Raw genomic sequence first — 15,459 nt, 5'->3', positions numbered from 1 at the left:
CACATATTGTAATGCTTTGCGGCGAGTGTGACCAGCATGACCGAGCCTTCGCCCAAAGGGTAAAAAAATCCGGTAAACTTAAGAGATTCAGGTTTAAGGATTATTGACCATGAGCACTCAACAAACAGACGTCGCGATTGTCGGCGGCGGAATGGTAGGCGGAGCGCTGGCGCTCGGGCTGGCGCAGCAGGGATTCACTGTCACGGTGATTGAACAAACCACGCCACCGGCGTTCGACGCTTCAAGTCAGCCCGATGTACGTATTTCTGCGATCAGCGCTGCCTCGGTGGGATTGCTGCGCGGGCTGGGCGTCTGGGAGGCGATTCTTGGGATGCGTACGCATCGCTATCGCCAGCTTGAAACCTGGGAGTGGGAAAGCGCGCATGTGGTGTTTAATGCGGCGGAGCTGAAGCTGCCAGAGCTTGGCTACATGGTGGAGAACAATGTTCTGCAACTCGCGTTGTGGCAGGCGCTGCAAGCCCACGACAATGTGCAATTATGTGTACCCGCAATGCTTGAAACGATGCTGCATGAGCCGCAGGGTTATCTGCTCAACTTTACGGACGGCAGCGAGCTTCGCGCGAAGCTGGTGGTCGGGGCAGATGGCGCTAACTCTCAGGTGCGCCAAATGGCGGGTATTGGGATCCATGCCTGGCAGTATCAACAATCGTGCATGCTGATTACCGTTGACTGCGAGCAGGAACCGGGCGACAGCACCTGGCAGCAATTCACGCCCGCTGGCCCCAGAGCTTTCCTGCCGCTGTTTGATCGCTGGGCCTCGCTGGTCTGGTATGACTCTCCCGCTAAAATTCGCCAGCTTCAGGCGCTGTCTTTGCCGCAGCTGGATCAAGAGATCCGTCAACACTTCCCTGCGCGGCTGGGGGATGTCAAAGCTGTTGCTGCGGGTGCTTTCCCGTTAACGCGACGTCACGCTTTGCGCTATGTGCAGCCAGCACTGGCGTTAGTGGGCGACGCTGCGCATACCATTCACCCGCTGGCCGGGCAGGGCGTAAATCTCGGTTATCGCGATGTGGATGCGTTGCTCGACGTGTTGGCGAATGCGCGTAGCCAGGGTGAAGACTGGGCGAGCTTGCAAGTTCTGAAGCGCTATCAAACGCGACGGATGGCAGATAATTACGTGATGCAGTCTGGAATGGATTTGTTCTACGCCAGCTTCAGTAACGATCTTACGCCGCTGAGAATGCTGCGTAATCTCGGCCTGATGGCGGCTGAGCGCGCTGGCGTGCTGAAACGCCAGGCGCTGAAATATGCTTTAGGACTGTGAGTTTTGCCGGGAGGCGCTGCGCTTTCCCGGCCTACGACCCGATGGGGTTATACAGATGATGTAAAAACAAAAAAGCCCGCGTAAGCGAGCTTTTTTGTTTATTGGCTGGGGTGCAGGGATTCGAACCCCGGTATGCTGGTATCAGAAACCAGAGCCTTACCGCTTGGCGACACCCCAATAAATTTTTGACTTAACGATGTGAGCAGAAAAGTGGCTGGGGTGCAGGGATTCGAACCCCGGTATGCTGGTATCAGAAACCAGAGCCTTACCGCTTGGCGACACCCCATCAGATTTTCTTTTCGCTGGCACATCGTTTGGAACCTGGCTGGGGTGCAGGGATTCGAACCCCGGAATGCTGGTATCAGAAACCAGAGCCTTACCGCTTGGCGACACCCCAATAAAATATGGTGGCTACGACGGGATTCGAACCTGTGACCCCATCATTATGAGTGATGTGCTCTAACCAACTGAGCTACGTAGCCAGTACTGCAATCTTCGATGGCTGGGGTACCTGGATTCGAACCAGGGAATGCCGGTATCAAAAACCGGTGCCTTACCGCTTGGCGATACCCCAATACCGCGGAGAACCGCAAATCGAAGAAAAATGGCTGGGGTACCTGGATTCGAACCAGGGAATGCCGGTATCAAAAACCGGTGCCTTACCGCTTGGCGATACCCCATCCGTGCAACGCTTACCTGGGAATGGTGCGGGAGGCGAGACTTGAACTCGCACACCTTGCGGCGCCAGAACCTAAATCTGGTGCGTCTACCAATTTCGCCACTCCCGCAAAAAAGATGGTGGCTACGACGGGATTCGAACCTGTGACCCCATCATTATGAGTGATGTGCTCTAACCAACTGAGCTACGTAGCCTCTTTTTTCGCGTTACCTTATCGGCGTTGCGGGGCGCATTATGCGTATTGAGCTTTGTAGCGTCAACACCTTTTTCAATGAAAATGCCCTGAATGTGACTGTTTGGTTAGGTTGCGAACAGCGTGACGGAATAATCGGCAAAAATGGATTATTTAGGCTAAATCTGACGTTTAAAAAGAACAACGGATCCCTGAGGATCCGCTGAGCGTGATGGCAAAAACGGCCCGTTCTGATTATTGATAAGCAGACTGGTGAACACCCACCGCGCGGCCTGACGGATCGTTCATGGTTTTGAACGCTTCATCCCACTCAATCGCTTTCGCTGAGGAACAGGCGACAGACGGGCCACCCGGCACACATTCTGCTGCGCTTGGCAGTGGGAACAGCTCTTCAAAGATTTCACGGTACAGGTACGCTTCTTTGGAAGATGGCGTGTTGTATGGGAAACGGAAGCTTGCGGTTTCCAGCTGTTTGTCGGAAATCTGCTTCGCCGCCACTTCTTTCAGCGTGTCAATCCAGCTGTAGCCCACGCCATCGGAGAACTGCTCTTTCTGGCGCCACGCTACGCTTGCTGGCAAATAGGATTCAAAGCATTCACGCAGAACGTGTTTTTCCATTTTGCCGTTGCCGCACATTTTATCCTGTGGGTTGATGCGCATCGCCACATCCAGGAATTTCTTGTCGAGGAACGGAACGCGCGCTTCCACACCCCACGCAGACATGGCTTTGTTCGCACGAGCACAGTCAAACATGTGCAGAGCCTGCAATTTACGCACGGTTTCTTCATGCAGCTCTTTCGCGTTTGGCGCTTTGTGGAAATAGAGATAGCCGCCAAACACCTCATCGGAACCTTCGCCGGACAGCACCATTTTGATGCCCATCGCTTTGATTTTACGCGACATCAGATACATCGGCGTGGACGCACGAATGGTGGTCACGTCATAGGTTTCGATGTGGTAAATCACGTCACGAATGGCGTCGAGGCCTTCCTGCACGGTGAAGTGAATCTCGTGGTGCACGGTGCCAAGGTGGTTAGCGACTTCCTGCGCTGCTTTCAGGTCCGGAGAACCTTCCAGCCCGACGGCAAAAGAGTGCAGCTGTGGCCACCAGGCTTCTGAACGTTCGTCATCTTCTACGCGACGAGCGGCATATTTCTTGGTGATGGCGGAAATTACGGAGGAATCCAGACCACCGGAAAGCAACACGCCATAAGGCACATCAGACATCAGGTGGCTTTTTACGGAATCTTCGAGCGCCTGACGCAACTCGTTTTTATCGGTGACGTTGTCTTTCACCGCGTCATAATCGAACCAGTCGCGCTGATAATAAGGACGAATTTCACCGTCCTGGCTCCACAGATAGCTGCCCGCCGGGAATTCTTTGATGGTGCGGCAAACAGGCACCAGGGCTTTCATTTCAGAAGCCACATACAGGTTGCCGTGCTCATCATGGCCCATATACAGCGGGATGATCCCAATGTGATCGCGACCAATCAGATAAGCGTCTTTTTCGCTGTCATACAGGGCGAAGGCGAACATACCTTGCAGATCGTCGAGGAATTCAGGGCCTTTTTCCTGATACAGCGCGAGGATAACTTCACAGTCAGATCCGGTCTGGAACTGATAGCGGTCACCGTATTCCGCGCGCAGTGCCTGATGGTTGTAGATTTCACCGTTGACCGCCAGCGCGTGGGTTTTCTTTTCGTTATACAGCGGCTGGGCACCAGCATTGACGTCAACAATCGACAGACGTTCGTGAGCGAGAATGGCTTTATCGCTGGCATAAATACCCGACCAGTCTGGTCCGCGATGGCGCATCAGACGGGAGAGCTCCAGCGCTTTTTTACGCAGCTCTACCGCGTCAGTTTTGATATCCAGTACACCGAAAATAGAACACATAGCGACTTCTCCGTTAATCCTGTTGCGTGATGTTGTGTCGTTGCATGCCTTAAAAAATGCCGTAAAGCGGCCACCTAAGCAAGGGAATAAGCGGAGAAAACGAAAATAGTGCAATGAGGATTAGGGAATACTAAAAAACGCGTATGTTTTGCACTGTGTTGTTGATGATTATTCAGTGAATGACGGTTTTTATTAGATGAATACTTGTTTTGCTGGGGCGAAAATAAAAAACCACGTCCTGGGACGTGGTTTGATGTCAGATGACGTCGATCTCGGCGACTGAGGGGTAAATCCATGACGGCCTGAACGGCATGTTGTCGATGTCATCCATGGTGGACACGCCGGACAGAACCAGAATCGTTTCAAGCCCGGCCTGAAAACCGGCCAGGATGTCGGTGCGAAGGTTGTCGCCGACGATCACGGTTTGCTCAGAGTGCGCCTGCATTTTGTTGAGCGCGGCGCGAATAATCCACGGACTAGGCTTGCCGACCACAAAGGGTTTGCGCCCGGAGATTTTCTCGATGCCTGCACAGAGCGCACCGCACGCCGGATAGTAACCACGCCCGTGAGTATCCGGGTTGGTCGCGATAAAACGCGCGCCGTTAGCTACAAAGAAAGCGGCCTTATGCATCATGTCCCAGTTAAAGGAACGGGTCTCGCCGACAATCACAAAATCCGGATTCACATCGGTGATGGTGAAACCTGCTTTATACAGCTCGTGGATCAGCGCGCCTTCACCGACCACATAGGCCTTCTTGCCTTCCTGGCGACGCAGAAAATCGGCAGTCGCCATGGCGGAGGTGTAAAACACGCTGTCTGGCACGTCAATACCAGCGGTGGCGAAGCGGTTTGCCAGATCCTGGCCCGTCTGCGAGGGATAGTTAGTCAGGCAGACAAACGGCACGTTCTTTTCCAGCACCCGCGCAACAAATTCTGCAGCACCGGGAACGGCCACGTTATCGTGCATCAGCACGCCGTCAATATCGCAAATGATGTTCTGAATGGTCATGGACTGTCCGGAGTCTTCTTCTGAGAAAGGCGTAATTATACACATTTACCTCCCGGTCGCCTTTAACACGGGAGGAAGAGGGAAGAGATTAGCCTTCGAGCAGGCGCTGAAGCAGCATACCGTTCAGCATCGAGCGTTTCACCAGCGCAAAGGCGCCGATGGCGGAGCGATGATCCAACGCTGAACGCACGACCGGGAGATTCTGGCGGAACGCTTTTAGCGCCTGAGTGTTGATGCAGCTTTCAATGGCGGGCAGCAGCACCTTTTCTGCCTCGGTGATTTCACCGGCGATGACGACTTTCTGCGGATTAAACAGGTTAATGGCGATAGCAATGGTTTTGCCCAAATGACGGCCAACCTGTTCAATCACTTCGCTTGCCAGCGCATCCCCTTTATTGGCCGCTTTGCAGATAGATTTGATAGTGCAGTCATCCGCCGTGACTTTGCTTTGGTAGCCTTTTTCTAACAGGTGACGAACCCGTTGTTCGATGGCGGCATTCGCGGCGACGGTTTCCAGGCAACCAAAGTTGCCGCAGTGACAGCGCTCGCCCAGCGGATCAACCTGAATATGACCAATCTCACCCACGTTGCCGTTGCGACCGATAAAGATGCGGCCGTTAGAGATAATCCCCGCGCCGGTACCACGGTGGACTCGCACCAGAATGGAATCTTCGCAGTCCTGTGTCGCACCAAAGTAGTGCTCGGCCAGCGCCAGGCTGCGGATGTCATGGCCGACAAAACAGGTCACTTTAAAGCGTTTTTCCAGCGCGCCGACCAGACCCCAGTTTTCCACCGGGATATGCGGCATATAGCGGATCACCCCGCTTTCTGGATCGACAAGGCCAGGCAAGATAACCGAGATGGCAATCAGCTCGCGAATTTTACGCTGGCAGTGCTCTATAAAGGTGGCGATGGTGTTGAGCAACTCGTACTCAAGCGTTTCCTGCGTGCGCTGCGGCAGAGGATAGTGCTCTTCAGCAATGACTTTAGTGCTGAGATCGTACAGCGTCAGGGTGGTATCGTGACGACCCAAACGCACGCCGATAGCGTGGAAATTGCGGGTTTCGGTGATGATGGAGATAGCGCGACGGCCCCCGGTGGAGGCCTGCTGATCGACTTCTTTGATCAGGCCGCGCTCAATCAGCTGACGAGTAATTTTGGTGACACTGGCGGGCGCAAGCTGGCTCTGTTCGGCAATCTGAATGCGCGAGATGGGCCCGTGCTGGTCAATCAGGCGGTAAACGGCCGCGCTGTTCAGCTGTTTAACGAGGTCAACATTACCAATTTGAGCTTGTCCGCCTGATGTCATACTTTCACTTACTCTGTAACGACCTCGTTACCATTAACGATGGTCTTGGTGATTTTATAATCGCGGGTAAACGCTGTCAGGTTTGCCACCTTGCCTGGTGCAATGCTGCCCAGTTGCTTATCAACGCCGATGGCGCGAGCCGGGTAGAGCGTTGCCATACGCAGCGTCTCATCCAGCGCGATGCCACAGTGTTCAACCAGGTTACGCACGCCTTCAATCATGGTCAGGGCAGAACCGCTCAGCGTGCCGTTTTCGTCTACGCACAGTCCATCACGGTAGTATATTGTTTTACCAGCAAAAATGAACTCTTCAATGTTCGCGCCTGCCGGTGCGGTCGCGTCCGTAACCAGACAGAGCTTGTCGCCTTTCAGACGCTTAGCGTTACGCACGTTGGCGAAGTCCACATGCAGACCGTCCACGATGATGCCGCAATACACGTCGGCTTCATCGAAAATGGCACCCGCCAGACCCGGTTCGCGGCCAGTGATGTATGGCATCGCGTTATAAAGGTGGGTGGCGAAAGTGATACCTGCGCGGAAGCCCACTTTGGCTTCTTTCAGGGTGGCATTAGAGTGACCCGCAGAGACCACAATGCCCGCGTTAACCAGGCGAGTAATCACATCGGCAGGCACCATCTCTGGCGCCAGCGTGACTTTGGTTATCACGTCTGAGTTAGCACACAGAAAATCCACCAGCTCGTTATCCGGCTTGCGGACATAATCTGGATTGTGGGTGCCTTTCTTCACGAGATTCAGCCACGGGCCTTCAAGGTGCAGACCCAGCGCCTGATTAGGGTATTTGGCGAGGTATTCACGCATTACACGGATACCTTGTTTCATCAGGTCGTCGCTGGAAGTAATCAGCGTGGGCAGATAGCTGGTGCAGCCTGATTTCTCGTTGGCTTTCTGCATAATTTCCAGCGTTTCAACGGTCACCGCATCCGGGCTGTCGTTGAACTGCACGCCGCCGCAGCCGTTAAGCTGGACGTCGATAAAACCGGGAGCCAAAATGGCGCCATTTAACGAGCGTTGCTCAATCCCGGCCGGTAAATCCGCCTGTGGGCAGACACGTTCAATCAGGCCATCGGCAATCACAACCGCATGGTCATCCAGAATTTCGTGGCCGGTATAAATTCGGCCCTGAGTTAGTGCATACATTGACTACGACCCCCGGTAATAAAAATGCTACCGCCCCTGAAAACAGAGGCGGAAATTCAATTACAGACCTTTGATGTTTTCAGCTTCTAATTCGTTGAAATACTTCAGGGTCTTCACTTTCAGTTCCATAGTGGACGGCTCGTCGCAGACCATCACCGCTTTCGGGTGCAGCTGCAGACAGCTGATGGTCCACATGTGGTTAACGTTGCCTTCAACCGCAGCCTGCAGGGCCTGCGCTTTCTGGTGGCCCAGCACCAGGATCATCACTTCTTCAGCGTCCAGCAGCGTACCCACGCCAACGGTCAGCGCGTATTTAGGCACCTGATTCACATCGCCATCAAAGAAACGAGAGTTTGCCACGCGAGTGTCATGGGTCAGGGTTTTAATACGAGTGCGGGAAGAAAGCGAAGACGCGGGTTCGTTGAACGCGATGTGACCGTCGTTGCCTACACCGCCCATGAACAGGTTGATTTTACCGTAGGAGCGGATTTTTTCTTCGTACTGACGGCATTCTGCGTCGATATCTGGCGCGTTACCATCCAGCAGGTTAATGTTTTCTGCAGGGATATCAACGTGGTCGAAGAAGTTACGGTGCATAAAGCTGTGGTAGCTTTCCGGGTGCTCTTTTGCCAGACCAACATATTCATCCATATTGAAGGTCACAACATGTTTGAAGCTAACCTGGCCCGCTTTGTGCATCTCAACCAGTGCTTTGTAAGCGGTGAGCGGAGTACCACCGGTTGGCAGACCCAGAACAAAAGGACGATCCGCAGTCGGTTTAAAAGCGTTGATGCGGTTGACGATATGACGCGCGGCCCATTTACCTACTTGTTCAGCTGTCGCCAGGGGAATCAGTCTCATTGTTCACCTCAATAGTTTAATGTAGTAAAAGCGTTAGCGGATTGGCACCGACTCTCTGTTAAGAGTAACCTGGTTTCGCCACAAGAGGCGGTAATCCGTCCTGATTTTTCGAATGATAAAATAAGTTTTCACTGTTAGCCAGTCGGAAGAGAGGGGGATGACGATATTTGGTGATAAAAATCACAAAAAAGGTGCATTTAATTTGCGGGGCGAATTAATTTTCCACACACTCTGATAGCAGAGTCGTACGTCGCTGCGTTGTTAAGAGTAGTCATACTATAAAAAACGACTTTGACTAAGTCGGTTCGGGGTCTCATAGGGGGAATAAATGAATATTTTAGGTTTTTTCCAGCGGTTAGGTAGGGCGTTACAACTCCCTATCGCAGTGCTGCCAGTCGCTGCGTTGATGTTGCGTTTTGGTCAACCAGACCTGCTTAACATGGCTTTCATCGCACAAGCCGGTGGCGCAATCTTTGATAATTTAGCGCTTGTGTTTGCGATTGGTGTGGCGGCGTCATGGTCTAAAGATAATGCAGGAGCTGCTGCTTTGGCTGGTGCTGTAGGTTTCTTAATCATGACGAAAGCCATGGTGACTATCAATCCAGCCGTTAATATGGGGGCATTGGCAGGTATTATTGCGGGCTTAGTCGGGGGGGCTGTTTACAATCGTTGGTCCGATATCAAACTTCCTGATTTCCTGAGTTTCTTCGGTGGCAAACGTTTCGTCCCGATTGCGACCGGTTTCTTCTGTCTGGTGCTGGCGGCTATCTTTGGATATGTCTGGCCACCGGTACAGAACGCAATCCATTCAGGTGGTGAGTGGATCGTCAGCGCTGGTGCGATAGGTTCTGGTATCTTCGGTTTTATCAACCGTCTTCTGATCCCGACCGGCCTGCATCAGGTTCTGAATACCATTGCCTGGTTCCAGATTGGTGAATTTACTAACTCCGCCGGTACTGTCTTCCATGGTGATATCAACCGCTTCTATGCGGGTGACGGCACTGCGGGTATGTTCATGTCTGGTTTCTTCCCAATCATGATGTTTGGCCTGCCTGGCGCTGCACTGGCAATGTACCTTGCTGCGGCGAAAGAGCGTCGCCCAATGGTCGGTGGTTTGCTGCTTTCTGTCGCGATAACCGCTTTCCTCACGGGTGTTACTGAGCCACTGGAATTCCTGTTCATGTTCCTGGCGCCGGCGCTGTATCTGGTACACGCGGTGTTGACTGGTGTGAGTCTGTTCATTGCAACGGCGCTGGGTATTCACGCAGGATTCTCATTCTCTGCAGGCGCGATCGACTACGTACTGATGTATAACTTGCCTGCGGCAAGTAAAAACGTGTGGATGCTGATCGTCATGGGGGCGGTTGCCTTTGCGGTGTACTTCGTCCTGTTCAGTGTCATTATCCGCATGTTCAACCTGAAAACACCAGGTCGTGAAGATAAGACGGATGATATTGTTACCGAAGAGGCTAACAGTAATACTGAAGCTGGTCTGAATCAGCTGGCGACCAACTACATTGCAGCAGTGGGGGGGACAGACAACCTCAACGCAATTGATGCTTGTATTACTCGCTTACGTCTAAGCGTTAAGGATTCTGCTCGTGTTAATGACGCAATGTGCAAACGCTTAGGTGCGTCGGGTGTCGTTAAACTGAATAAGCAAACTATCCAGGTCATCGTCGGTGCGAAAGCAGAATCTATTGGCGATGAAATGAAGAAAATTGTTGCGCGTGGTCCTGTCCCGGCAGCAGAAGCCGCGCCAGTGGCTGCAGCTCCGGCAGCGGCAAAACCGCAGGCCGTTCCAAATGCAACAGCAACTATCGCGGCACTGGTTTCCCCCGTAACGGGTGAAGTGGTCGCACTGGAACAGGTTCCTGATGAAGCATTCGCCAGCAAAGCAGTAGGTGACGGCGTGGCAGTGAAACCCACTGAAAAAACAGTGGTGTCTCCGGCAGCCGGTACCATCGTTAAAATCTTCAACACCAACCACGCGTTCTGCCTGGAAACCGAAAAAGGCGCGGAAATCGTTGTCCATATGGGTATCGATACTGTTGTGCTGAACGGTCAGGGCTTTACTCGCCTGGTGGAAGAAGGGGCCGAAGTCGTGGCAGGTCAGCCAATCCTCGAAATGGATCTGGATTTCCTGAACGCGAATGCGCGCTCCATGATTAGCCCGGTAGTGTGCAGCAACATCGACGATTTCAGCGGTCTGGTTATCAAGGCCCAGGGTCACGTCGTTGCAGGCGAAACCGCGCTGTATGAGATTAAAGGCAAATAATCGTTCCTGAGTTAATCTTATGTGCCTTAGCGGCGGGGGTCATCCTCCGCCGCTTTTTTTGTATCGATCTGCCATTTATCCGTTTGATACGTATTTTGCGTAACTAAGGGTTGTCAGCCAGTCCGGCTTATAAGATCATATGCCGTTATATGTTGTTTACGCCTTGAGGAACCCGCGATGAGTGAGGCAGAAGCCCGCCCGACTAACTTTATTCGCCAGATTATTGATGAAGATCTGGCCAGTGGTAAGCACACGACCGTTCATACCCGTTTTCCGCCAGAGCCGAACGGGTATCTGCATATCGGTCACGCAAAATCTATCTGCCTGAACTTCGGCATCGCTCAGGATTATCAAGGGCAATGCAACCTGCGTTTCGATGACACCAACCCGGTGAAAGAAGATATCGAATACGTTGAGTCCATCAAGAACGACGTCGAGTGGTTAGGTTTCCACTGGTCTGGCGATATTCGCTACTCTTCTGACTACTTCGATACGCTGCATCAGTATGCGGTCGAACTGATCACCAAAGGTCTGGCGTATGTCGATGAGCTGTCTGCTGACGAAATCCGTGAATACCGCGGCACCCTGACTGCGCCGGGCAAAAACAGCCCATACCGCGATCGCAGCGTGGAAGAGAACCTGGCGCTGTTCGAGAAAATGCGTACCGGCGGCTTCGAAGAAGGCAAAGCGTGTCTGCGCGCCAAAATCGACATGGCTTCTTCTTTTGTTGTCATGCGCGATCCCGTGCTGTACCGCATTAAATTTGCCGATCACCACCAGACCGGCAGCAAGTGGTGCATCTACCCGATGTACGACTTCACCCACTGCATCAGCGATGCGCTGGAAGGCATCACCCATTCTCTGTGTACGCTGGAATTCCAGGACAACCGCCGTCTGTACGACTGGGTGCTGGACAACATCTCTATTCCGGTGCATCCGCGTCAGTACGAGTTCTCTCGTCTGAATCTGGAATACACCGTGATGTCCAAGCGTAAGCTGAACCAACTGGTGACCGACAAGCACGTAGAAGGCTGGGACGATCCGCGTATGCCGACCATCTCTGGCCTGCGTCGTCGTGGCTACACCGCTGCCGCTATCCGTGAATTCTGTAAGCGTATTGGTGTGACCAAACAGGACAACACCATTGAGATCGCTTCACTGGAATCCTGCATCCGTGAAGATCTGAACGAAAACGCACCGCGTGCAATGGCCGTTATCGATCCGGTTAAACTGGTTATCGAAAACTATCCGCAGGGTGAGAGCGAGAAGGTGGCGATGCCGAACCATCCGAGTAAACCTGAAATGGGTAGCCGCGAAGTACCATTTAGCGGTGAAATTTGGATCGATCGCGCTGACTTCCGTGAAGAAGCCAACAAGCAGTACAAGCGTCTGGTGATGGGCAAAGAAGTCCGTCTGCGTAACGCTTATGTGGTGAAAGCTGAACGCGTTGAGAAAGACGCCGAAGGCAATATCACGACTATTTTCTGTAGTTACGACGCGGACACCCTGAGCAAAGATCCGGCTGATGGCCGTAAAGTCAAAGGCGTGATTCACTGGGTGAGCGCCCAGCATGCGCTGCCGGTAGAGATTCGCCTGTACGATCGCCTGTTCAGCGTGCCAAATCCGGGTGCTGCGGATGACTTCCTGTCTGTTATCAACCAGGACTCTCTGGTTATCAAACAGGGTTACGCCGAGCCGTCGCTGAAAGCAGCAGAAACCAGCAAAGCTTTCCAGTTCGAGCGTGAAGGTTACTTCTGCCTCGATAGCCGCTACAGCACTGCTGAGAAACGGGTCTTCAACCGCACCGTTGGTCTGCGTGATACCTGGGCAAAAGCGGGCGAATAATCCGCTGGGTTAAAAAAAGAGCGTCGCACACCGCGGCGCTTTTTTTATGACATTTTCGTGATGCGAGATAATATCATTTAGCGTGATGAAACACTGACTGGTGCCTGTTACATTTTCCCGCCCGAAATCCCACATCCTCGCTGAAATAAGCTGTTTCTTTGCGGATTATCATGTTTTCTTCTGAAATCTCTATTTGTAACAAAACGCAATCAAATATGTGCTCGCTGTCATACTCTTGCGTATTCGTGCGGAAAAAGGATTGATAATTCGCGTCACGAAAAATAGTCTAAGAGACGTAGCTTTAGGAGAATTCTTCCCGCTACTTTTTGGCAGTGCTTATTTTTTTATCGTTTTCTCGCCTTTGCGAGAGCGTTTTTAAAAGTCAAAGAGGATATACATATGCGTACGTTCAGTGGCAAACGTAGTGCGCTGGCGCTGGCTATTGCCGGGGTCACCGCAATGTCGGGCTGGATTGCCGTTCCGCAAGCCAGCGCAGCAGGTTTCATCGACGATTCAACCTTAACCGGCGGCATCTATTACTGGCAGCGTGAGCGTGACCGTAAAGACGTGACCGACGGTGACCAATACAAAACCAACCTTTCACACTCCACCTGGAACGCCAACCTCGACTTCCAGTCTGGCTATGCTGCCGATTTTATCGGTCTCGATATTGCCGCTTTCACCGCTATCGAAATGGCGGAATCTGCAGAAAGTGGGCACCCAAACGAAATCGCGTTCTCCTCCATCAACAAGGCCTACGATGAAGATTATTCTGGCGATAAGAGCGGGATCAGCCTGTATAAAGCGGCCGCTAAATTCAAACTTGGTCCAGCCTGGGCGCGTGCGGGTTACATTCAGCCAACCGGCCAGACGCTGTTAGCGCCACACTGGAGCTTCATGCCGGGTACTTACAAGGGCGCGGAAGCCGGGGCTAACTTTGACTATGGCGATGCAGGCGCACTGAGCTTCTCGTACATGTGGACCAACGAGTACAAGGCGCCGTGGCACCTTGAAATGGATAACTTCTATCAAAACGATCAGAAGAGTAAGGTTGATTACCTGCACTCCATCGGTGCGAAATACGATTTCAAAAACGACTTAGTGCTGGAAGCCGCATTTGGTCAGGCGGAAGGTTATATTGATCAGTACTTCGCCAAAGGTAGCTACAAGTTTGATATCCCTGGCGGTCCGTTGACCACCAGCTACCAGTTCTACGGTACTCGTGACAAAGTCAGCGATCACGGCGTGAACGATATTTATGACGGCACGGCATGGTTGCAGGCGTTAACCTTCGGCTACAAGCTGAACGAGGTCTTCGATTTCCGCCTGGAAGGGACGTGGGTTAAGGCTGACGGCCAGCAGGGCTACTTCCTGCAACGGATGACGCCAACCTATGCATCTTCAAACGGCCGTCTCGATATCTGGTGGGACAACCGCTCTGACTTCAACGCCAACGGTGAAAAGGCGATCTTCTTCGGCTCAATGTATGACCTGAAGAACTGGAGCCTGCCGGGCTGGGCAGTGGGTGCGTCCTACGTCTATGCATGGGATGCGAAGCCTGCGACCTGGCAGCTCAGCCCAGATGCTTACTACGATAAAAACAACACCATCAAAGAGTCTGCTTATAGCCTCGATGTGGCCTATACCGTACAGGATGGCCGTGCCAAAGGCACCCTGTTCAAGCTGCATTTCACTCAGTATGACAACCACTCAGACATCCCAAGCTGGGGTGGCGGTTACGGCAACATATTCCAGGATGAGCGCGACGTGAAGTTCATCGTCATTGCACCGTTTACCATCTTCTGATTCGTCACGCGGCAGGCGTAAAGTTTGCCGCGTAACCTGAGGGCATACTATGAAAAAATTGATTCTCATTGCTGTCATGGCGTCCGGGCTGGTGGCTTGTGCGCAACCGCCGATACCGAAAGAAGACAGTAAACTGAAAGAAGCTTATAGCGCTTGTATCAATACGGCGGAAGGCAACCCGGATAAAATCCAGGCCTGCCAGAGCGTACTGGATGTCCTGAAACAGGAAAAAGAGCATAAGCAGTTTGCCGATCAGGAAACAGTACGCACGCTGGATTATCAGCAGTGCATTCAGGCAACCCGTACTGGCAACGATCAGGCTGTGAAAGCTCGTTGCGACAAGATTTGGCAGGAAATTCGCACCAACAACCCCCCTGCAACCCCGTAATCTTTCACAACCTCCCCGGTCTTATCACCGGGGATTTTTTGTGCACAGAAAACCCCCAGCTAGGCTGGGGGTTCAGTAAAGCTTTCAGCTTTGAGTCGGTTCTAAAAACCCCTTTTGATTTGTTAAAACAGGTTGCGGTCTGGCAACTGCAAACATTCAACAAGAAATCAAAAGGGGGTCCCAATGAGGGACGAAAAGAGCTTAGCGCACACCCGATGGAACTGTAAATATCACATAGTTTTTGCGCCGAAGTACCGAAGACAGGTGTTCTACGGTGAAAAACGCAAAGCGATAGGCAGTATCTTAAGAAAGCTGTGCGAATGGAAAAACGTGAATATTCTTGAAGCGGAATGTTGTGTGGATCACATCCACATGCTTCTGGAGATCCCGCCGAAAATGAGTGTATCGGCTTTTATGGGGTACCTGAAGGGCAAGAGTAGCCTGATGCTTTATGAGCAATTTGGGGATTTGAAGTTCAAATACCGTAACAGGGAGTTTTGGTGCCGAGGGTATTACGTTGATACGGTTGGAAAAAATACGACCAGGATACAGGAATACATAAAGCACCAACTGGAAGAGGATAAAATGGGTGAGCAGTTGTCGATCCCCTATCCGGGTAGCCCGTTTACGGGCCGTAAGTAATCCATAGATGCAAATGTCAGATCGTGATGCGCCTGTTAGGGCGCTGCTGGTGACAGAGCCTTATAGGCGCATATGAAAAACCTCCGGCTATGCCGGAGGATATTTATT

11 protein-coding genes and 8 tRNA genes are annotated in these 15,459 nt (G+C 52.3%); 6 read left to right on the top strand and 13 right to left on the bottom strand.

The features are described from left to right. Positions 1-109: 109 nt before the first annotated feature. Positions 110-1,285: a 3-demethoxyubiquinol 3-hydroxylase gene (gene ubiF, locus ACLW56_RS14565; RefSeq protein WP_330984471.1), complete on the top strand. Its 1,176-nt coding sequence runs from the start codon at positions 110-112 to the stop codon at positions 1,283-1,285. A gap of 102 nt (positions 1,286-1,387) precedes the next feature. Here ubiF and ACLW56_RS14560 read toward each other — a convergent pair. From ACLW56_RS14560 to nagB, 13 genes are all read right to left on the bottom strand, one after another. Next, positions 1,388-1,462: transfer RNA gene (locus ACLW56_RS14560), tRNA-Gln, on the bottom strand. A gap of 34 nt (positions 1,463-1,496) precedes the next feature. Further along, a tRNA-Gln gene (locus ACLW56_RS14555) sits at positions 1,497-1,571 on the bottom strand. A 36-nt stretch (positions 1,572-1,607) separates the two neighbouring features. Beyond that, positions 1,608-1,682: transfer RNA gene (locus ACLW56_RS14550), tRNA-Gln, on the bottom strand. A gap of 8 nt (positions 1,683-1,690) precedes the next feature. After that, a tRNA-Met gene (locus ACLW56_RS14545) sits at positions 1,691-1,767 on the bottom strand. A 17-nt stretch (positions 1,768-1,784) separates the two neighbouring features. Beyond that, positions 1,785-1,859 (bottom strand) — tRNA-Gln (locus ACLW56_RS14540). Between the two features lie 31 nt (positions 1,860-1,890). Then, positions 1,891-1,965: transfer RNA gene (locus tag ACLW56_RS14535), tRNA-Gln, on the bottom strand. A 23-nt stretch (positions 1,966-1,988) separates the two neighbouring features. Then, positions 1,989-2,073: transfer RNA gene (locus ACLW56_RS14530), tRNA-Leu, on the bottom strand. Positions 2,074-2,081: 8 nt separating this feature from the next. After that, positions 2,082-2,158, bottom strand: a tRNA-Met gene (locus ACLW56_RS14525). A 233-nt stretch (positions 2,159-2,391) separates the two neighbouring features. Further along, positions 2,392-4,056: an asparagine synthase B gene (asnB, locus tag ACLW56_RS14520; protein ID WP_330984470.1), complete on the bottom strand. Its 1,665-nt coding sequence runs from the start codon at positions 4,054-4,056 to the stop codon at positions 2,392-2,394. 256 nt (positions 4,057-4,312) lie between these two features. Beyond that, the gene (locus ACLW56_RS14515) at positions 4,313-5,065 is read right to left on the bottom strand and encodes an HAD-IIA family hydrolase (RefSeq protein WP_330984549.1); all 753 of its coding nucleotides are present in this window, start codon (positions 5,063-5,065) and stop codon (positions 4,313-4,315) included. 88 nt (positions 5,066-5,153) lie between these two features. After that, positions 5,154-6,374 (bottom strand): DNA-binding transcriptional regulator NagC, encoded by a 1,221-nt coding sequence (gene nagC, locus ACLW56_RS14510; RefSeq protein WP_330984469.1) that lies wholly within the window; start codon positions 6,372-6,374, stop codon positions 5,154-5,156. A gap of 8 nt (positions 6,375-6,382) precedes the next feature. Next, positions 6,383-7,531: an N-acetylglucosamine-6-phosphate deacetylase gene (gene nagA, locus ACLW56_RS14505; protein WP_330984468.1), complete on the bottom strand. Its 1,149-nt coding sequence runs from the start codon at positions 7,529-7,531 to the stop codon at positions 6,383-6,385. Between the two features lie 60 nt (positions 7,532-7,591). Beyond that, positions 7,592-8,392 (bottom strand): glucosamine-6-phosphate deaminase, encoded by an 801-nt coding sequence (gene nagB / locus ACLW56_RS14500; RefSeq protein WP_330984467.1) that lies wholly within the window; start codon positions 8,390-8,392, stop codon positions 7,592-7,594. A gap of 328 nt (positions 8,393-8,720) precedes the next feature. On the opposite strand from nagB, the gene nagE reads away from it, so the two are divergent. From nagE to tnpA, 5 genes are all read left to right on the top strand, one after another. Next, the gene (gene nagE / locus ACLW56_RS14495; RefSeq protein WP_330984466.1) at positions 8,721-10,670 is read left to right on the top strand and encodes a PTS N-acetyl glucosamine transporter subunit IIABC; all 1,950 of its coding nucleotides are present in this window, start codon (positions 8,721-8,723) and stop codon (positions 10,668-10,670) included. Between the two features lie 177 nt (positions 10,671-10,847). Next, positions 10,848-12,515 carry a glutamine--tRNA ligase gene (gene glnS / locus ACLW56_RS14490; protein ID WP_330984465.1) on the top strand — a complete coding sequence of 556 codons (1,668 nt, stop codon included), beginning with the start codon at positions 10,848-10,850 and terminating at the stop codon, positions 12,513-12,515. Between the two features lie 399 nt (positions 12,516-12,914). Next, positions 12,915-14,321, top strand: a complete 1,407-nt coding sequence (gene chiP, locus ACLW56_RS14485; protein WP_330984464.1) for a chitoporin ChiP — start codon at positions 12,915-12,917, stop codon at positions 14,319-14,321. Positions 14,322-14,370: 49 nt separating this feature from the next. Continuing rightward, positions 14,371-14,709 carry a ChiQ/YbfN family lipoprotein gene (gene chiQ / locus ACLW56_RS14480; protein WP_330984463.1) on the top strand — a complete coding sequence of 113 codons (339 nt, stop codon included), beginning with the start codon at positions 14,371-14,373 and terminating at the stop codon, positions 14,707-14,709. A 183-nt stretch (positions 14,710-14,892) separates the two neighbouring features. Further along, on the top strand, positions 14,893-15,351 hold the full coding sequence (tnpA, locus tag ACLW56_RS14475) for an IS200/IS605 family transposase (protein WP_330981770.1): 459 nt from the start codon (positions 14,893-14,895) through the stop codon (positions 15,349-15,351). The last annotated feature ends 108 nt before the right edge of the window (positions 15,352-15,459 follow it).

Source organism: Pantoea sp. sgz302252, assembly GCF_047713085.1.
Taxonomy (GTDB): Bacteria; Pseudomonadota; Gammaproteobacteria; order Enterobacterales; family Enterobacteriaceae; genus Scandinavium.
Note: the sequence above shows the minus strand (reverse complement) of the source record. Positions and strands in the feature narration are given on the sequence as shown.